Here is a 19205-nt window from a genome sequence, read left to right on the forward strand (position 1 = left end):
GCAGGCCGCGCTTTTTTTCACATAATGGACAAAAACGAACCGGCCTGCTTATGTTAGGATAAAATTGTGTGTCAGCGGCACATGGAAAACTAACGGAGATGATGAAGTATGACATGGGCGATCGTGATGTTAATTCTCATGAGTCTGGTGAAAATCGTATTAACCTGTCTTCCTACAGGCGTCATAGAATGGCTGCTCGGCAAATTTGAAGTGCACGCCAAGCTGAGTGACGAAAATGCGAGTCTCTCTCTAGATGGAAAACGCCTCGAGGGTGCAGAGAAGCAGAAAGTGATTGATCAATTTAACGAAGCTGTCTTCCTGGAAAAATATTATATCTATCCAGGTGATGAAGAGCGTTATTTACATCCGGAAAACGGCGGCACGCCGCTGGTAATAGATACAAAAAAAGGAAAAAAAGACGTGAAGCTGTTCGTGTACCGCTACGACGACCATATCGACGTCGTGAAACAGTACAAGAAGAAAGTGATCGCGTATCGAGTGCTTTCTGAAAGCCTTCAAAAAGAGTCTCTGTCAGTGGCGGGAAGTTTAGCTTAAACAGGAAAGTGAAAGACGGGTGCTTTATGCTACTCGTCTTTTTTATTGCTTTTTAAAACTTAACGTTTACGTTAAGGTTCAAAAGGTGTATAATGGTAACAGAAACGGCGAAGGGGGATTTACCTTGGAATGGATGAAGATTGATCAAGTGGCCAAAAGAAGCGGACTGACAAAGCGGACCATCCGGTTTTATGAAGAAATCGGCTTGATTCCGGCGCCGAAACGGACAGACGGCGGTGTAAGGCTTTATTCAGAGGATGATATGGAGGAGCTTGAGAAAGTCATCAGCACAAAAGAGGTGCTCGGTTTTTCCCTTCAGGAGCTTCAGCATTTCATGGAAACCAGCCGCCAGCTAGAGTTAAACAAAGAGGGGTATTTGTTGTCACTGGATCCTAAGGAACGGAAAGAAAAACTGGAGGAAATTCAGGAAACCCTGAATCACCAGCTGGATTTGATTGATGAGAAAATCCGCACATTCCAAAGCTTTAAAGAACGCCTGCAGGGCATGAAAAATAAAGCGGAACGTGCCATTCAATCAATCGAATGAAAATTTGCCAAACGCTATTTTTGTAGCGTTTCTTTTAATGGAATAAAGATGGAGGTCAGGTCAAATGGATAAGACAACACAAGTGAATCAGAAAACAGGCTTGCTCAGCCAGCCGAAAGCAGTATGGGCTGTCGCGTTTGCCTGTGTGATTTCTTTTATGGGAATCGGGCTGGTCGATCCAATTCTTCCGGCCATTGCCGCACAGTTACATGCTTCACCTAGTGAAGTATCACTCTTGTTTACAAGTTATTTGCTTGTAACCGGATTTATGATGTTTTTCTCAGGAGCCATTTCCAGCCGCATCGGCGCGAAATGGACATTAATTCTCGGACTTATTTTTATTATTGTGTTTGCGGGGCTTGGCGGCAGCTCAAGCTCAATTGCTCAGCTTGTCGGTTATCGCGGCGGCTGGGGGTTAGGTAACGCCTTGTTTATTTCAACAGCGCTTGCGGTCATCGTCGGTGTATCAGTCGGAGGAAGCGCCCAAGCGATTATTTTGTATGAGGCTGCGCTCGGTCTCGGGATTTCTGTCGGGCCGCTTGCAGGCGGAGAGCTTGGAAGCATTTCATGGCGCGCACCGTTTTTCGGAGTATCTGTCCTGATGTTTATTGCGTTAATCGCGATTTCTTTCATGCTTCCGAAATTGCCGAAACCGGCGAAACGCGTCGGTGTGTTTGATGCGATGAAGGCGCTCAAATATAAAGGCCTTTTAACAATGGCGGTATCGGCATTCTTATACAACTTTGGATTTTTTATTTTGCTTGCTTATTCTCCGTTCGTTCTGGATTTAGATGAACACGGTCTTGGATATGTCTTCTTTGGCTGGGGCCTTCTGCTGGCGATTACGTCAGTCTTTACGGCGCCGCTCGTGCACAAAGCGCTGGGCACAGTGCGTTCGCTCGTCGTTCTCTTTATCGCCTTTGCGGCCATTCTCGTTATTATGGGGATCTGGACAGACCATCAGACTTTGATTATTACATGTATCGTTGTCGCTGGTGCTGTCCTCGGTATGGTGAATACGATCATGACAACCGCTGTGATGGGTTCTGCGCCGGTTGAACGTTCAATCGCGTCTTCAGCCTACAGCTCAGTCCGCTTCATCGGCGGTGCGCTCGCTCCGTGGATTGCGGGAATGCTGTCAGAACACTTCACCGCAAGCACACCATATACAGTAGGAGGAATCGTCGTTTTTGTCGGCATGCTTGTCCTTCTCATGGGACGTAAACATCTTGCCGGAATTAAGGCGGGGCATTAATAACGAAAGACACTGCGCATATGCAGTGTCTTTTTTTAATCGTGGAATCTTCCCATTACTACCGTATTGTAGTAATTTCCGTCAGAAAGCAATTTCTCCTTTTTTTAAGATTCCTTCTGCTTCAAATCCGTATGTTTTATATAGTGAAAGGACGTTGGTATCCGGCCAAGAGAGAGACTGCTGTAAAAGATGTTTCTTGATGCCATAGCCCCAAAATTCTTTTAACACGCATATCCATCTATTTTCCAATGTTAATGCAGACAGCTTATATGCATCCTCTGCACGAGCTGATCAAATAATGTATTGAAGTTCATTTACATTGAATTCTTTTTTTTGCCGATGATCATGTTATTACCCCTTTACGGTCAGTATGTATTATTCGTTATAATGGCATCATAATCGAATTGGTGCAGGAAAGGACAGCGGCGTTCGCGGAAAGGGCATCCGCTTCGGTCAGGCATTGATGCGGCTGGGATTTATCTTGCAGAAGCTGAGAATGTGTCCGTTCATTTACGATTGCCATTTCAAGTGATGGTTCATGCTGTAGAGGGGACGTTTGCCATGGATAAGGCAAAGCCTGACGAATATGATCAGAAGTGTTTACAGGTGCTCTATCATTACATACACAGCATCATGAAAAATAGCTTTTCGGTTGAATGGTTCACCGCATGGGCTGATGAGGAAGACTATGAGCTTTCTGGCAAAAAAGAGCTGACACTTGATGAATTCACATCTCCATTGCAGCTCATTTTAAAAGACAGAGAGCTTTTGAGAATCGTTCAGAAAAAATGACAGTGAAAAACCCGCCCTTCATCAGGCGGGTTTTTTATAAATTAAAGCACTTTCGTCGTCCAAGACTCGCAGTTCCATGTTTCTGTCGCGATATCCATATAAAAGTCTGGCTCGTGGGAAATGAGCAGAATGGAGCCTTTATATTCTTTGAGGGCGCGCTTGAGCTCTTCCTTGGCATCGACATCCAAGTGGTTTGTTGGCTCATCGAGCACCAGCAGGTTTGTTTCTGAGTTGATTAGCTTGCACAATCTGACTTTCGCTTTTTCGCCTCCGCTTAATACGGAGACGCGGCTTTCGATATGCTTTGTCGTCAGTCCGCATTTTGCCAGAGCGGCACGGATTTCATACTGCGTATAAGAAGGGAATTCGCTCCATACTTCTTCGATGCACGTATTGTTGTTTGTTTCCTTGACCTCCTGCTCGAAATAGCCGGTATAGATGTGCTCACCGCGTTCTACAGAGCCTTCGAGCGGTTGGATTTCGCCAAGCAAACTTTTCAGCAACGTCGTTTTTCCGATCCCGTTTGCGCCGTAAAGGGCGATTTTTTGGCCGCGTTCCATGCGGAGGTTGAGCGGACGGGACAGCGGGGAATCGTAACCGATCACGAGATCCTTCGTCTCAAAAATCAGCTTGCCTGACGTTCTCGCCGGCTTAAAGTGGAATTCCGGCTTTGGCTTTTCTGCCGCAAGCTCGATCATATCCATCTTATCGAGTTTCTTTTGGCGGGACATCGCCATGTTTCTCGTGCTGACACGCGCTTTGTTGCGGGCAACGAAATCCTTCAGCTCCGCGACTTCCTGCTGCTGCTTTTTGTAGGCCGCTTCAAGCTGCTGTTTTTTCACCTCGTAGACTTCCATAAACTGATGGTAGTCGCCGACATAGCGTGTCAGCTCTTGATTTTCAACGTGATAAATCAGGTTGATGACGCTGTTTAAGAACGGAATATCGTGGGAAATCAGAATGAACGCGTTCTCGTATTCCTGCAGGTAGCGCTTCAGCCATTCAATATGCTGTTCATCAAGATAGTTGGTCGGCTCATCGAGAAGCAGAATTTCCGGCTTTTCAAGGAGAAGCTTAGCGAGAAGGACCTTTGTGCGCTGTCCGCCGCTCAAATCGGTGACATCGCGCTCTAATCCGATATCGCTCAAACCGAGACCGCGGGCGATTTCTTCCACCTTGGAATCAATGACATAAAAATCATTGTTTGTCAGCGCGTCTTGAATGACGCCGACTTCTTCAAGCAGCTTTTCGAGCTCGTCGGGATCAGCCTCGCCCATTTTGTTGTAAATCTCGTTCATTTCCTCTTCCATCGCAAATAAATAATGGAATGCGTCTTTCAGGACGTCGCGAATAGATTTTCCTTTTTCCAGCACGGTATGCTGATCAAGGTATCCGACACGGACATTTTTTGACCATTCGACTTTTCCCTCATCAGGTTCAAGCTTTCCGGTAATAATATTCATGAAGGTTGATTTTCCTTCACCGTTTGCGCCGATCAAGCCGACGTGCTCGCCTTTTAACAGGCGGAAGGAAACGTTATTAAAAATGGCCCGGTCCCCGAAGCCGTGGCTTAAATCCTTTACAGATAAAATACTCATGTTTACACCTCTATCGTTATCAAACACGCACAATCGGCGTGTAATATTCACCCTTTTGATTATAAAGGAGGATTCGGAATGTTGAAAGGTATAGGAAAGAAAAAGAAAAATTGCGTTCCGGGCGAGGTTTTGAGATACTATGGAATAGATTTCAGGAATTGAGGAGAACAAAATGACGCAAACTTGGCCATTTTTACATAATGCACAATCATTTATACAAGAGAATTGGAATGCTTCCGGCTTTCAAACGCCAACCCCTGTTCAGGAGCAGGCAGCCCAGCTGATCATGGACGGAAAGGATGTCATTGCAGAATCGCCGACAGGCACAGGGAAGACGCTGGCGTATGCGCTGCCGGTCTTGGAGCGGATAAAACCAGAGCAAAAGCATCCGCAAGCGGTGATTTTAGCGCCTTCCCGTGAGCTGGTCATGCAGATTTTTCAGGTAATTCAGGATTGGAAAGCGGGCTCAGAGCTGCGTGCGGCTTCCTTAATCGGCGGGGCGAATGTGAAGAAGCAGGTCGAAAAGCTGAAGAAACATCCGCATATCATTGTCGGCACACCGGGCAGGGTATTTGAACTGATTAAAGCAAAGAAACTCAAAATGCATGAAGTGAAAACGATTGTACTTGATGAAACGGATCAGCTTATCCTGCCGGAGCATCGCGAGACGATCAAACAAATTATTAAAACGACATTAAGAGACCGCCAGCTTCTATGTTTCTCTGCCACGCTTAAAAAGGAAACAGAGGATGTGCTCCGCGAATTGGCGCAAGAGCCTGAGGTGTTGAAGGTACAGCGAAGCAAGGCGGAGGCAGGGAAAGTGAAGCATCAATACCTGATTTGCGACCAGCGCGACAAAGTGAAGCTGCTGCAAAAGCTGTCAAGGCTTGAAGGCATGCAGGCACTCGTATTTGTGAGAGACATTGGCAACCTGAGTGTATATGCGGAAAAACTGGCATATCACCACGTTGAACTCGGCGTTTTGCACAGTGAAGCGAAAAAAATGGAGCGGGCAAAAATCATTGCCGCATTCGAAGACGGAGAGTTTCCTCTTTTATTGGCGACTGACATTGCCGCACGCGGTTTAGACATTGAAAACCTGCCCTACGTGATTCATGCTGATATTCCTGATGAAGATGGCTATGTCCACAGATCAGGACGAACAGGCCGGGCCGGAAAAGAAGGCAACGTGCTGAGCCTTGTTACGAAATTGGAGGAATCTAAGCTGAAAAAAATGGCGAAGAAGCTTGGTGTTGAACTGAGTGAAGCTGTGTATGCAGGCGGAAAACTGAAGACGAAATAAAAAGAAGGGCGAAAAGCCCTCTTTTTTTGTTGTAAAATAATAGAAAAGATTCGCGGGGGTGGGAAGATGGCTTCAATAGACAGGTTTCAAGCAGTGAAGGAGTCAGAGCTGAAAATCCTTGAACACTGGTTTGAGAATGAGGATACCAGACGGAGAATGGATGGGATGCTGCCATTAGATGAGTGGTACGCACGAGTAAATAAAAACAAACACGATACTGTCATCATGGCGTATGATGGACAGCTGCCGGCAGGGATGGTCGTTATTGAGTTCGGAGAGGAGCGGACGTATATTGGATTGATCGTCAATCCTTTGTACCGGCTTCAAGGGTACGGAAAACGGATATTGCAAAAGCTGCTGACCGAACCTGAATTTACTAGAGTGCGGGAATGGGTGGCATGCATCGAAGAAAACAATCGAATCAGTTTAGCTTGCTTTCAAGCAGCAGGATTCACTTTGGAAGATACGGAACCTGATGAAGATGGTTTTCTTACGTTGATTCTTCGCAGCTGATCTCATCTAAATACATAAGGAGGGCAAAAAGCCCTCCCGTTTTCATCTTCATTCAGCTCGGATCACTGACCTTGATCAGCTGTTTCCCTTTATTTTCTCCCTTAAATAAACCGAGAAACGCGTCAGGAATGTTTTCGAAGCCTTCTGTGATGGTTTCTTCGTAATGGAGTTTACCAGCTTTCAGCCATTCGGCCAGCTGTTTTGCTCCCTCAGAAAAACGATCGGAGTAGTCGCTTACGATAAAGCCTTGCATCAGCGACTTCGTTTTAATGAGTTTTGATTGGACACGAGGGCCCATGTCATCTGCTTCGCTTTCTGCGTTATAGGAAGAAATGGCGCCGCACACCGGAATTCGGGCAAATTCATTGAGCAGATTCATCACCGCGTCTGAAATCGGTCCGCCGACATTGTCAAAATACACATCGACACCGTCAGGACAAGCGTCTTGAAGCGCTTTTTGGATATCATCCGCTGTTTTGTAATTGATGGCTTCGTCAAACTGAAGCTCCTGTTTTAAATAGTCGATTTTTTCATCTGAGCCCGCGATACCGACAACTCGAGCGCCTTTGATTTTGGCAATTTGACCGACTGTTGAACCGACGGCTCCGGCAGCTCCGGAGACGACCACGGTTTCGCCTTCCTTCGGGCGTCCGATGTCCAGCAATCCGAAGTATGCTGTTAAGCCGGTCATTCCCAAAATGCCGAGATAGGCCGAAGCGGGAGCAAGGCTTGTATCAATTTTTCGCAAGGCAGACTCGCTCACAGCGGAAAATTCCTGCCAGCTGAGATTTCCGATGACGATATCGCCTTTTTTCAGATGATTCCCGTCTGAAACAACTTCAGCGATAACCCCGCCAGAAAGCGCTTCATTTAAAGCGAACGGCTCAACATATGACTTCGTATCCTGCATACGGCCGCGCATATAAGGGTCAACCGAAACATAAAGCGTTTTGACAAGCACTTCCCCTTGCTTGGGTTCAGGAACCGGAATGGTTTCAAAGCGAAAGTCTTCATGAACAGGAATACCTTGTGGACGTCTTGCTAATTGAATTTGCTGCTGAGATGCTGTCATTTTCATCCTCCTATCACTTGGTTGACACCACTGTAACATGGACAGGAGAGGAAATACAAAAGGTAAGCCGGCATACAAAAAAGGAGAGGGGGCTCCTCTCCTTTTCATTTCGCCCGTAATTTCGGACACAGTCCCGTCGGCAGGCACATTGGCTTCTGGTCGATCGGGCTTCTCATGATGCAGCATTCCAAGCCGAAGACTTCACGGAAAAATGGCTGGGTGAACACATCTTCCGGTGTTCCGGCGTTGTATATTTTTCCGTCCAGCACACTGATTAGATAGTCAGCATATTGAGCAGCTTGGTTTAAATCATGGAGCACCATGACAACAGTGCGGCCATGGTCGCGGTTCAGCTTTTTCAGCAGTTCAAGTACTTCAATCTGGTGTGAGATGTCTAAATACGTGGTCGGCTCATCAAGCAAAAGCAAATCAGTGCCTTGTGCAAGTGCCATGGAAATCCAGGCTCTTTGTCTTTGGCCGCCTGAGAGGGCATCAAGTGTCCGATCCTTCAGTTCAATCATGCCCGTTGCTTCCAGCGCCCACTCTACCATGTCATGATCCTCTTGGGTATGCTTGGATAACAGCTTTTTGTGAGGATGTCTGCCAAAATAGCATAATTCCTCTACCGTCAATCCTTCAGGGGCCTGAGGAGATTGTGGAAGAATGGCCAGTTTTTTTGCGACTTCTTTTGATGGCTGGCGGTGGATGTCTTTTCCTTCTAGTAGCACTGTACCGCTTTTCGGAGCCATCAGCCTGGCGAGCGATTTGAGGATTGTTGATTTACCGCAGCCATTAGCGCCGATGAGCGCAGTGATTTTTCCTTCTTCTATCTTTAAGTCGACTCCGTCAATAATCACTGTACTGTCATATGAAAGAGTGAGCTGGTCTGCAGCCAGTTTTCCCATGGTATCCTCTCCCTACTGTTTCCTCGCTTCGAATTTCAATAAATATAAGAAATAAGGCGCGCCGATCACGGCTGTCAGTATTCCGGCAGGTATTTCAACCGGAGGCATGATGCCACGCCCTAACGTATCTGCAATTAATAATATAATAGCACCAATCAATGCCGATGCAGGCAGTAAATATTTAGCTTTTTCTCCGGTAAGCCGTCTGGCGATATGCGGAGCAAGCAAGCCGATAAAACCGATTGAGCCGACGACGGCTACACAGCTTCCCGCCAGCGCCACCGCGGTGAAAATCAGGATGAATCGCAGCCGGTTTGCGTTTTCTCCGAGACCCTGCGCAAGCTCATCCCCGAGTGACATAAGATCCAGCTTCGGTATGAGTATGCAGACGATCGGAAAAAGAATCAAAAGCCATGGCGCAAGCAGCTTGACTTCTTCCCAGTTTCTTCCCCAGAGGCTTCCTGTCAGCCAAATGAGTGCAGCATTCACGTCGCCCGGAAACTTGACCATCATATATTGCATTCCGGCGTGGCAGACCGCGCCTAAAGCAATGCCTGATAAAGCCAGTGAAGAGGGCTGAATGCTCTTTTTTCGGGCTATCATTAATAATAGTACAGCAATAATGGCGGCTCCGGCAAATGCGGAGAACGGAAGCACGTATACCGGCGACTCAGGAAAGATGAGAATCACAGCCATCGCCGCAAGTCCTGAGCCTTTTGAAATGCCGACAACGTCCGGGGAAGCGAGCGGATTTCGGATCACACCCTGTAAAATCGCTCCGGCAGTGGCAAGCCCAGCTCCGGCCAAAATCGCTAATATGATGCGGGGCAGACGATATTGTTGGATGATAAATTCAAAGGAATGATCCAGTCCCAGCAGATTCGTCACTACCGCATTAGGTGAAATGTATAATGCACCGATTCCAATGCTGATGACGGACAGAACGATCAAAATCACGGCCAATATGAGTATCGCCAGCAAGGGGCGTTTTTGTTTTCTGGTTGTTTTCTTCATTTCAGATGTCGCCCTTTCCTTGCCAAATATAAGAAAAACGGCGTTCCGATAATCGCGGTGACAATGCCGACCGGTGATTCATAAGGAAATGCAATCCATCTGGCCAGAACATCTGCGTACACCAGCAAAATGGCACCGAACAGTGCCGAAAACGGAAGCACGTATTGATAATGTTCTCCGATCAGCTTGCGGACAATATGCGGGACAAGCAGCCCGACAAAGCCAATCGGCCCGGCGACGGCTACGGAAGCGCCGGAAAGGATTAAAATAATCAAACTGATCAGAATCCGGATGCCGTTCATATTTTGTCCAAGCCCTTTTGCTGTTTCGTCTCCGAGACCGAGAACAGAAACAGAACCGGAAAATACGAGGGCAAGCCCGATGCCAATGACAGAAAACGGCGCGATGGTTATGACGTCCTGCCAGTTGCTGCCGTCGATTGCGCCTGTCATCCAGTACAGAACATCCTCACCTGACTCATTTAAAATAATGATGGCCTGTGTCATAGAGGAAAGGAACAAGTGCACGGCCATTCCTGACAGCGCCAGCTTGACAGGTGTCATTCCGCCGGATGAGGCAATCATATATACAATCGCGCCGCCTGCTGCCGCACCCGCAAAAGCGAATATAACAGATGAATAGGGCGATGCCGGCAGAATGACGAGAGAAGCAACGACAAAAAGCGATGCACCCGCATTCACACCGAAAATTTGGGGTGAAGCCAGAGGATTTCTGGTCATAGCCTGCATCAGCGCCCCTGCTACAGCTAGGCTGGCGCCGACAAAAACGCCGATTAATGTGCGGGGAAGGCGAAGAGTAGAGATGATGAGCTGTTCCTTTGAACCGTCCCATACAAAAAGATATTTCAATGAATCTATGATGCCGATGTCTGAGGCTCCTACTGAAAGATTCAGCCCAAGCCCAAATATAAAAATAATCAGTGCAATGATGAACATCATCAGTCTTGATGATGAGCGCCGTTTGGCTGAATGATACAACAGTCTCACTTCCTTACTGCGTCTGGTTGCAAAAACGAAGAAGCAAGGATTTCCCCTCGCTTCTCATTTGTCCTATTTATTATACACTTTTTTAAGCACATCTTTGGCGCTTGTTTCACTAGACTTGATGCCTCTGAATCTTGTCCAAGTGTCACGGTCCGCATCATAGACTTGTCCATTTTTCACCGCTTTGAGATTTTTCCAGAGCGGGTTCGTTTTCCACTCGTCTACAATGGTTTTGCCTTCGTTGGCTGAGATGAACAAAATATCAGGATCGATTTTGCTCAATTGCTCGAGGCTGACCTCTTGATAGGCGTTATCTGACTTCACAGCGTGTGTAAAGCCTAGCATTTTAAAGATTTCTCCGTCATAGGATGATGATGTATGAAGCTGGAAGGAATCCGCTCTTGCAACGCCGAGAACGATGTTGCGGTTTTCATCTTTCGGAAGTTCGGCTTTTAGATCGTTGATGACTTTTTTGTGCTCGGCAAGCTTTTCTTTTCCTTCATCTTCTTTATTTAATGCTTTAGCAATGGTCGTAAAGCTGTCGATCGTTTCGTCATATGTCGCTTCACGGCTTTTTAATTCAATTGTCGGAGCGATTTGTTTCAGCTGTTTATAAATGTTTTTATGGCGCTCAGCGTCAGCGATGATTAAATCAGGCTTCAAGGAACTGATGACCTCAAGATTGGGTTCGCTGCGTGTGCCTACAGATGTGTAATCAATGGAGCTGCCGACAAGCTTTTTAATCATATCTTTTTTGTTGTCATCGGCGATGCCCACCGGCGTAATGCCGAGATTGTGAACGGCATCTAAGAATGAAAGCTCAAGCACAACCACCCGCTTAGGTGTGCCGCTTACTGTCGTTTTTCCTTCTTCGTCATGGATCACTCTGGAATCTTTAGACTTGCTTTCGCCGCTTCCGTTGTTATTCTGGCTTGATGAACAGCCGGATACAATGAGGCAGGCGAGCAATAAAACACTCATGATGGCAATCAACTTGTTAGAATAGGTGCGCATGTCATTCTTCCTTTTTTCAGATTTAGTAATGAGAATCATTATCACATGTAACACTATAATAGCATGGCTTATCATGTCAATATTTTTTTAGTAAAGAAAGCTGCGTTTTTTACTGCTTTCTCATGAAAGCATCATCAGACACAAATAAGTGGTATGCAGCGTTACCGTGTCTTCGAGACAAAAACGCATGGGCGTTGGCTTTAGAGGTTTCGAACATATCAGCAGTGACATAAGGAAGGAGAGTGCTGAGATAACCGGACAATTTCTTTTCTATTTCATCTGTTAGTGCAAATTCAATGTCGCCGATATTCATGATAATCGAGAAAACAAAGTCGATATCGATATGAAAATGTTCCTCGGCAAAAACCGCAAGCTCGTGAATTCCTGGTGAACATCCGGCACGCTTATGGAAAATCTGTTTGACTAAATCACTCACAATCCAAGCATTGTATTGCTGTTCTGGTGAAAAGTATTGCATTAGACATACCTCCTGCTCGTACGGATAAAGGCAGCATTTCATGGTCGTGTGCTCCGTGCAGCGGCTTCTCTTTAATTTTGATTTTTCTGAAAATAGGTCCCGTTCCTATCACTTTACCATGGACGGAAAACAAATAGCTACTACCATTCCTCCTGTTTTTCTCTTTAATGTTCTGGAATCTGTTTCAGGTACAGACGATCGGGTATGAAAGAAATATAGAAAACATGAAGGAGGAATATCGACATGAAACCAGTTGTAAAAGAGTATACAAATGACGAACAGCTCATGAAGGATGTAGAGGAATTACAGAAAATGGGTGTTGCGAAAGAGGATGTATACGTCTTAGCTCACGACGATGACAGAACGGAACGCCTGGCAGACAACACGAATGCCAATACGATCGGAGCCAAAGAAACAGGTTTCAAGCACGCGGTGGGAAATATCTTCAATAAAAAAGGAGACGAGCTCCGCAATAAAATTCACGAAATCGGTTTTTCTGAAGATGAAGCCGCTCAATTTGAAAAACGCTTAGATGAAGGAAAAGTGCTTCTCTTTGTGACAGATAACGAAAAAGTGAAAGCTTGGGCATAAAGCAAAGAAAAAACCAAAAGGCCATGACGGCCTTTTGGTTTTTTTGCGGTCTTTGCGGTGGTATTTTGCAGAATGCCGCAATAGGATAGCGGAACATTTTCGGTTCTGGATGTCCCTCAATTTGCTATTATATTTTTGTGATAAATTGGAATAAAATCTCACAAAATAGAAAATGGGGGTACATAGTGGATGAAAAAAGTGATGTTAGCTACGGCTTTGTTTTTAGGATTGACTCCAGCTGGCGCGAACGCAGCTGATTTAGGCCACCAGACGTTGGGATCCAATGATGGATGGGGCGCGTACTCGACCGGCACGACAGGCGGGTCAAAAGCATCGTCCTCAAATGTGTATACCGTCAGCAACAGAAACCAGCTTGTCTCGGCATTAGGGAAGGAAACGAACACAACGCCAAAAATCATTTATATCAAGGGAACGATTGACATGAACGTAGATGACAATCTGAAGCCGCTTGGTCTAAATGACTATAAAGATCCGGAGTATGATTTGGACAAATATTTGAAAGCCTATGATCCTAGCACATGGGGCAAAAAAGAGCCGTCGGGAACACAAGAAGAAGCGAGAGCACGCTCTCAGAAAAACCAAAAAGCACAGGTCATGGTGGATATTCCTGCAAACACGACGATCGTCGGTTCAGGGACTAACGCTAAAGTCGTGGGCGGAAACTTCCAAATCAAGAGTGATAACGTCATTATTCGCAACATTGAATTCCAGGATGCCTATGACTATTTTCCGCAATGGGATCCGACTGACGGAAGCTCAGGGAACTGGAACTCACAATACGACAACATCACGATAAACGGCGGCACACACATCTGGATTGATCACTGTACATTTAATGACGGTTCGCGTCCGGACAGCACATCGCCGAAATATTATGGAAGAAAATATCAGCACCATGACGGCCAAACGGATGCTTCCAACGGTGCTAACTATATCACGATGTCTTACAACTATTATCACGATCATGATAAAAGCTCCATTTTCGGATCAAGTGACAGCAAAACCTCCGATGACGGCAAATTAAAAATTACGCTGCATCATAACCGCTATAAAAATATTGTCCAGCGCGCGCCGAGAGTCCGCTTCGGGCAAGTGCACGTATACAACAACTATTATGAAGGAAGCACAAGCTCTTCAAGTTATCCTTTCAGCTATGCATGGGGAATCGGAAAGTCATCTAAAATCTATGCCCAAAACAATGTCATTGACGTACCGGGACTGTCAGCTGCTAAAACGATCAGCGTATTCAGCGGGGGAACGGCTTTATATGACTCCGGCACGTTGCTGAACGGCACACAGATCAACGCATCGGCTGCAAACGGGTTGAGCTCTTCTGTCGGCTGGACGCCGTCTCTGCATGGATCGATTGATGCTTCTGCTAATGTGAAATCAAATGTTATAAATCAAGCGGGTGCGGGTAAATTAAATTAAGAAAGTGAAAAACACAAAGGGTGCTAACCTTTGTGTTTTTTAATTAATTAAAATGTTTATTAACTTAGTTAAGGAGTAGAATGGAAAAGGGGATCGGAAAACAAGTATATAGGAGGAGACCTATTTATGGCTTCAGAAAAAGACGCAGGAAAACAGTCAGCAGTAAAGCTTGTTCCATTGCTTATTACTGTCGCTGTGGGACTAATCATCTGGTTTATTCCCGCTCCGTCCGGACTTGAACCTAAAGCTTGGCATTTGTTTGCGATTTTTGTCGCGACAATTATCGGCTTTATCTCCAAGCCCTTGCCAATGGGTGCAATTGCAATTTTTGCATTGGCGGTTACTGCACTAACTGGAACACTATCAATTGAGGATACATTAAGCGGATTTGGGAATAAGACCATTTGGCTTATCGTTATCGCATTCTTTATTTCCCGGGGATTTATCAAAACCGGGCTCGGTGCGAGAATTTCGTATGTATTCGTTCAGAAATTCGGGAAAAAAACCCTTGGACTTTCTTATTCACTGCTATTCAGTGATTTAATACTTTCACCTGCTATTCCAAGTAATACGGCGCGTGCAGGAGGCATTATATTTCCTATTATCAGATCATTATCCGAAACATTCGGATCAAGCCCGGCAAATGGAACAGAGAGAAAAATCGGTGCATTCTTATTAAAAACCGGTTTTCAGGGGAATCTGATCACATCTGCTATGTTCCTGACAGCGATGGCGGCGAACCCGCTGATTGCCAAGCTGGCCCATGATGTCGCAGGGGTGGACTTAACATGGACAAGCTGGGCAATTGCCGCGATTGTACCGGGACTTGTAAGCTTAATCATCACGCCGCTTGTGATTTACAAGCTGTATCCGCCGGAAATCAAAGAAACACCGGATGCGGCGAAAATCGCAACAGAAAAACTGAAAGAAATGGGACCATTCAAAAAATCAGAGCTTTCCATGGTTATCGTGTTTCTTTTGGTGCTTGTGCTGTGGATTTTTGGCGGCAGCTTCAACATCGACGCAACCACAACCGCATTGATCGGTTTGGCCGTTCTCTTATTATCACAGGTTCTGACTTGGGATGATATCAAGAAAGAACAGGGCGCTTGGGATACGCTCACTTGGTTTGCGGCACTTGTCATGCTCGCCAACTTCTTGAATGAATTAGGCATGGTGTCTTGGTTCAGTAATGCCATGAAATCATCCGTATCAGGGTTCTCTTGGATTGTGGCATTCATCATTTTAATTGTTGTGTATTATTACTCTCACTATTTCTTTGCAAGTGCGACAGCCCACATCAGTGCAATGTATTCAGCATTTTTGGCTGTCGTCGTGGCAGCGGGCGCACCGCCGCTTTTAGCAGCGCTGAGCCTCGCGTTCATCAGCAACCTGTTCGGGTCAACGACTCACTACGGTTCTGGAGCGGCTCCGGTCTTCTTCGGAGCAGGCTACATCCCACAAGGCAAATGGTGGTCCATCGGATTTATTCTGTCGATTGTTCATATCATCGTATGGCTTGTGATCGGCGGATTATGGTGGAAAGTACTAGGAATATGGTAGAAAGAAAAAGGCAGACGCGGTCTGCCTTTTTTTTATTTTCACTCCTTCGCAAGAAAACGGATTTTGAAAAATGAGAAAATTCCCTATAAAAATGATATGATCTAGGTAGAAAGGACGGCTGGTGCTGTGGTGAAAAAGCGGTTCCATTTTTCCCTGCAAACAAAAATAATGGGGCTGATTGCGGCTCTGCTGGTCTTTGTCATTGGTGTGCTGACTATTACGTTAGCCGTTCAGCATACACAGGGAGAACGGAGACAGGCAGAGCAGCTGGCGGTTCAAACGGCGAGAACCATTTCCTATATGCCGCCGGTTAAAGAGCTCATTGAGAGAAAAGGCGGACATGCGGCTGAGACGCAAGAGGTCATTGAACAAATGAAAGAACAGACTGGCGCGTTTGCCATTTATGTTTTGGACGAAAAAGGAGACATTCGCAGCGCCTCTTTAAAAAGCGGATTAAAGAAACTGGAGCGCAGCAGAGAAATTTTGTTTGGCGGTTCGCATGTTTCTGAAACAAAAGCGGATGGACGAAGAGTGATCAGAGGGAGCGCGCCGATTATAAAAGAACAAAAGGGATACAGCCAAGTGATCGGCAGCGTATCTGTTGATTTTCTGCAAACGGAGACAGAGCAAAGCATCAAAAAGCATTTGAGAAATTTGAGTGTGATTGCTGTGCTTGTGTTGCTGCTCGGATTTATTGGCGCCGCCGTGCTGGCGAAAAGCATCAGAAAGGATACGCTTGGGCTTGAACCGCATGAGATCGCGGCTCTATATCGTGAGAGGAACGCAATGCTTTTCGCGATTCGAGAAGGGATTATTGCCACCAATCGTGAAGGCGTCGTCACCATGATGAACGTATCGGCGGCCGAGATGCTGAAGCTGCCTGAGCCTGTGATCCATCTTCCTATAGATGACGTCATGCCGGGAGCAGGGCTGATGTCTGTGCTTGAACAAGGAGAAATGCTGCCGAACCAAGAGGTAAGCGTCAACGATCAAGTGTTTATTATCAATACGAAAGTGATGAATCAAGGCGGGCAGGCATATGGGATTGTCGTCAGCTTCAGGGAGAAAACAGAGCTGAAGAAGCTGATCGACACATTGACAGAGGTTCGCAAATATTCTGAGGATCTCAGGGCGCAGACTCATGAATTTTCAAATAAGCTTTATGCGATTTTAGGGCTGCTTGAACTTGGGGAGTATGATGAAGCCATTGATCTGATTAAAGAGGAATATGCGATACAAAATGAACAGCATGATCTTTTATTCCATAACATTCATTCGCAACAGGTGCAGGCCATTTTGTTAGGGAAAATAAGCAAGGCATCGGAAAAGAAGGTCAAGCTGATGATTGATGAGAACAGCTCACTCGCGCCTCTTCCTGCACATATCGGCTTGTCCCATCTTATTACAATTATCGGCAATTTAATTGATAACGCTTTCGAAGCTGTAGCGGAGCAAAGCGTGAAGGAAGTTTTGTTTTTTATCACGGATATGGGCCATGACATTGTCATTGAAGTATCAGACACAGGGCCCGGTGTGCCGCCAGATAAGATGGAAGAAGTGTTTGAGAGAGGCTATTCTTCAAAGGGGATGAGGAGAGGCTACGGTCTGGCCAATGTGAAAGACTCAGTGCGTGAACTGGGCGGCTGGATCGAACTGGCGAATCAAAAAACTGGCGGGGCGGTATTCACTGTGTTTATACCGAAGGAGAAACAAAGGGGGAATCCATTTGATTCACATCGCGATTGCGGAGGATGATTTTCGAGTTGCGCAAATCCATGAGAGATTGATTAAACAGCTTGATGGATTCAAGATTATCGGCAAGGCGGCTAACGCAAAAGAGACATTGGCGCTTTTGAAGGAACACAAGGCTGATTTGCTTCTGCTGGATATTTATATGCCGGACGAGCTTGGGACCGCGTTGATTCCTGATATACGAAGCCGATTTCCTGAAGTGGACATTATGATTATCACAGCGGCAACAGAAACCCGGCATTTGCAGGAAGCGCTAAGAGCGGGGATTGCCCACTATTTGATCAAACCCGTAACGGCTGACAAGTTCAGGCAGGTGCTGCTTCAGTATAAAGAAAAAAGGAAGCTGCTCATGTCTCAGCCGGAGGTCAGCCAATCGATGATCGACCATATTTTTGGGAACGGTGTGAAGACAGCTTTGCCGGCAGAGGATTTGCCGACTGGCATTAATTCGATTACACTGCGAAAAATTAAGGAAGCGCTTCAGACTGCGTCAGAAGGATTGACAGCGGAGGAACTTGGGGAAAAAATGGGGGCGTCACGAACAACTGCCCGCCGTTATGCCGAGTACCTTGTGTCAAAGGAAGAAGCAAGAGCCGAGCTTGAATACGGGATTATCGGCAGGCCGGAGAGAAAATATTATTTGGCGGCGGATTAGATATGAAAAAATCTATAATATTATTGATTTTTCTATTGATCTTTATGCAGGGTGATATCAGGCAGGCGGCTGCGCCGCGCCTGCCGGACGGGCCGATAGAAATTGTCGTCCCCGCTGAGCCTTCTGGCGGCTGGGATGTCACAGCGCAGGCGATCCAATCTGTTTTGAGGCAGAAGCAGATCGTGAAGGGTGATGTTCATATCGTCTATAAACCCGGCGGCGGGGGAGAGAAAGGCTGGAAATATGTCAACAAAAGCAGCAAACAAACCATCAGCATGACGTCCAGCCTAATATTGAGCAATGATCTTCTCGGGCAAAGCAAATTAAAAATGTCCGATTTTACGCCGCTCGCCATTCTCTCCAAGGAATGGCAGACGGTTGCATTGCCAAAAGGGGCAGCGTTAACAAATGGCAAGGATGTGCTGAATGAGATCAACATGCATCCTGGCAAGGTGAGAATCGGCTTTGCCCCGGGGTTTGGCAACGATGATCAGCTCTCGTTCGTCAGAGCGGCAGATATGTACGGCATTGACCCGTTTGACATTCAATTCTCACAGTATGACAGCAGTGAACAGCTCATTCAGGCGCTGATCAGACATGAGATAGAAGCGGCTTCCATGACACTTTCTGAAGCGAAACCATATGAACGAAATGGCGATATTACGTTAGCGGCTGTAACGTCTGATAAAAGACTTCCCGGTTTTCCAAATGTACCGACGTGGAAGGAGCAGGGAATCCCGTTTGTTTTTTCTCATTGGAGAGGGATTTTGGGCCCGAAAAATATGTCTGAGGAAGAGATTTCTTACTGGGATCAAGCGCTAAAGGAGGTCACCTCTTCACCTGAATGGAAGCGGAAAATAAACGAACAGGACTGGGAAAGCTTTTATTTAAACAGCAGGGAAACGAAACGGTTTTTAGAAGAGCAATCTGCTTTTTATCAAAGCATCATGACAGGAAATTAAAATCCCGGCATCCCGGGATTTTTTTCATGCCGAAAATTGATCAAAAAGAACAAAACGGTTTTAAAAAATTAAAAATACAAAAAAACCAAATTATTTACTTGCGATTTGTTTTCCCATACGATGGCAAAAAGGCAAGACAAAAAGGGGAGTAAGGGAGAAAAAAATGTAAGCGGATTCATT

Annotated in this window: 20 protein-coding genes; 13 read left to right on the forward strand and 7 right to left on the reverse strand. The window is 46.1% G+C overall.

Annotation, left to right across the window (positions count from 1 at the left end; translation table 11 throughout):
- Window positions 1-108 precede the first annotated feature (108 nt).
- The 4 genes from MHH79_RS04035 (at window position 109) to MHH79_RS04050 (ending at window position 3149) form a co-directional block, all read left to right on the forward strand.
- Window positions 109-555: a YfmQ family protein gene (locus MHH79_RS04035; protein ID WP_015482940.1), complete on the forward strand. Its 447-nt coding sequence runs from the start codon at window positions 109-111 to the stop codon at window positions 553-555.
- Between the two features lie 124 nt (window positions 556-679).
- On the forward strand, window positions 680-1102 hold the full coding sequence (locus MHH79_RS04040; protein ID WP_014476107.1) for a MerR family transcriptional regulator: 423 nt from the start codon (window positions 680-682) through the stop codon (window positions 1100-1102).
- Between the two features lie 64 nt (window positions 1103-1166).
- Complete coding sequence (locus MHH79_RS04045; protein ID WP_003233759.1) at window positions 1167-2357, forward strand: MFS transporter; 1191 nt, start codon at window positions 1167-1169, stop codon at window positions 2355-2357.
- 561 nt (window positions 2358-2918) lie between these two features.
- Entirely contained in the window at window positions 2919-3149 is a 231-nt protein-coding gene (locus MHH79_RS04050) for a hypothetical protein (protein WP_063335669.1), read from the forward strand.
- Window positions 3150-3190: 41 nt separating this feature from the next.
- On the opposite strand, the gene MHH79_RS04055 is transcribed toward MHH79_RS04050, so the two are convergent.
- Window positions 3191-4747: an ABC-F family ATP-binding cassette domain-containing protein gene (locus tag MHH79_RS04055; RefSeq protein WP_014476110.1), complete on the reverse strand. Its 1557-nt coding sequence runs from the start codon at window positions 4745-4747 to the stop codon at window positions 3191-3193.
- 172 nt (window positions 4748-4919) lie between these two features.
- Here MHH79_RS04055 and MHH79_RS04060 point away from each other — a divergent pair, with 172 nt between their 5' ends.
- Window positions 4920-6050 (forward strand): DEAD/DEAH box helicase, encoded by a 1131-nt coding sequence (locus MHH79_RS04060; protein WP_015482943.1) that lies wholly within the window; start codon window positions 4920-4922, stop codon window positions 6048-6050.
- Between the two features lie 66 nt (window positions 6051-6116).
- The gene (locus MHH79_RS04065; RefSeq protein WP_100506775.1) at window positions 6117-6563 is read left to right on the forward strand and encodes a GNAT family N-acetyltransferase; all 447 of its coding nucleotides are present in this window, start codon (window positions 6117-6119) and stop codon (window positions 6561-6563) included.
- Window positions 6564-6615: 52 nt separating this feature from the next.
- Here MHH79_RS04065 and MHH79_RS04070 read toward each other — a convergent pair whose 3' ends face one another.
- From MHH79_RS04070 to MHH79_RS04095, 6 genes are all read right to left on the reverse strand, one after another.
- On the reverse strand, window positions 6616-7635 hold the full coding sequence (locus tag MHH79_RS04070; RefSeq protein WP_047182266.1) for an NADP-dependent oxidoreductase: 1020 nt from the start codon (window positions 7633-7635) through the stop codon (window positions 6616-6618).
- Between the two features lie 104 nt (window positions 7636-7739).
- On the reverse strand, window positions 7740-8540 hold the full coding sequence (yfmF, locus tag MHH79_RS04075) for a Fe(3+)-citrate ABC transporter ATP-binding protein YfmF (RefSeq protein WP_003233737.1): 801 nt from the start codon (window positions 8538-8540) through the stop codon (window positions 7740-7742).
- Between the two features lie 12 nt (window positions 8541-8552).
- Entirely contained in the window at window positions 8553-9554 is a 1002-nt protein-coding gene (gene yfmE / locus MHH79_RS04080; RefSeq protein WP_340035004.1) for a Fe(3+)-citrate ABC transporter permease YfmE, read from the reverse strand.
- The gene (gene fecD, locus MHH79_RS04085) at window positions 9551-10552 is read right to left on the reverse strand and encodes a Fe(3+) dicitrate ABC transporter permease FecD (RefSeq protein WP_015482945.1); all 1002 of its coding nucleotides are present in this window, start codon (window positions 10550-10552) and stop codon (window positions 9551-9553) included. The genes yfmE and fecD overlap by 4 nt, the downstream gene beginning before the upstream one ends.
- Before the next feature lie 72 nt (window positions 10553-10624).
- Complete coding sequence (gene yfmC, locus MHH79_RS04090; protein ID WP_049140630.1) at window positions 10625-11572, reverse strand: Fe(3+)-citrate ABC transporter substrate-binding protein YfmC; 948 nt, start codon at window positions 11570-11572, stop codon at window positions 10625-10627.
- A gap of 109 nt (window positions 11573-11681) precedes the next feature.
- Window positions 11682-12050, reverse strand: coding sequence for a YfmB family protein (locus tag MHH79_RS04095; RefSeq protein WP_003233730.1), 369 nt, complete (start codon window positions 12048-12050; stop codon window positions 11682-11684).
- A gap of 243 nt (window positions 12051-12293) precedes the next feature.
- On the opposite strand from MHH79_RS04095, the gene MHH79_RS04100 reads away from it, so the two are divergent.
- The 7 genes from MHH79_RS04100 to MHH79_RS04130 all read left to right on the forward strand — a co-directional run bounded on the left by MHH79_RS04100 (window position 12294) and on the right by MHH79_RS04130 (window position 19177).
- Window positions 12294-12641, forward strand: a complete 348-nt coding sequence (locus tag MHH79_RS04100; RefSeq protein WP_003233729.1) for a general stress protein — start codon at window positions 12294-12296, stop codon at window positions 12639-12641.
- 189 nt (window positions 12642-12830) lie between these two features.
- Entirely contained in the window at window positions 12831-14093 is a 1263-nt protein-coding gene (locus MHH79_RS04105) for a pectate lyase (RefSeq protein WP_340035005.1), read from the forward strand.
- Window positions 14094-14219: 126 nt separating this feature from the next.
- Window positions 14220-15656 carry an anion permease gene (locus tag MHH79_RS04110; protein WP_003233725.1) on the forward strand — a complete coding sequence of 479 codons (1437 nt, stop codon included), beginning with the start codon at window positions 14220-14222 and terminating at the stop codon, window positions 15654-15656.
- A 126-nt stretch (window positions 15657-15782) separates the two neighbouring features.
- Window positions 15783-17411: a two-component sensor histidine kinase CitS gene (yflR, locus tag MHH79_RS04115; protein ID WP_309529788.1), complete on the forward strand. Its 1629-nt coding sequence runs from the start codon at window positions 15783-15785 to the stop codon at window positions 17409-17411.
- Entirely contained in the window at window positions 17383-18063 is a 681-nt protein-coding gene (gene citT, locus MHH79_RS04120) for a two-component response regulator CitT (RefSeq protein WP_003242754.1), read from the forward strand. The genes yflR and citT overlap by 29 nt, the downstream gene beginning before the upstream one ends.
- 2 nt (window positions 18064-18065) lie before the next feature.
- Window positions 18066-19025, forward strand: coding sequence for a tripartite tricarboxylate transporter substrate binding protein (locus MHH79_RS04125; RefSeq protein WP_063335675.1), 960 nt, complete (start codon window positions 18066-18068; stop codon window positions 19023-19025).
- Between the two features lie 26 nt (window positions 19026-19051).
- Window positions 19052-19177: a hypothetical protein gene (locus MHH79_RS04130; protein WP_015383084.1), complete on the forward strand. Its 126-nt coding sequence runs from the start codon at window positions 19052-19054 to the stop codon at window positions 19175-19177.
- The last annotated feature ends 28 nt before the right edge of the window (window positions 19178-19205 follow it).

It is taken from the genome of Bacillus sp. FSL K6-0993 (assembly GCF_037977205.1).
GTDB lineage: Bacteria > Bacillota > Bacilli > Bacillales > Bacillaceae > Bacillus > Bacillus subtilis.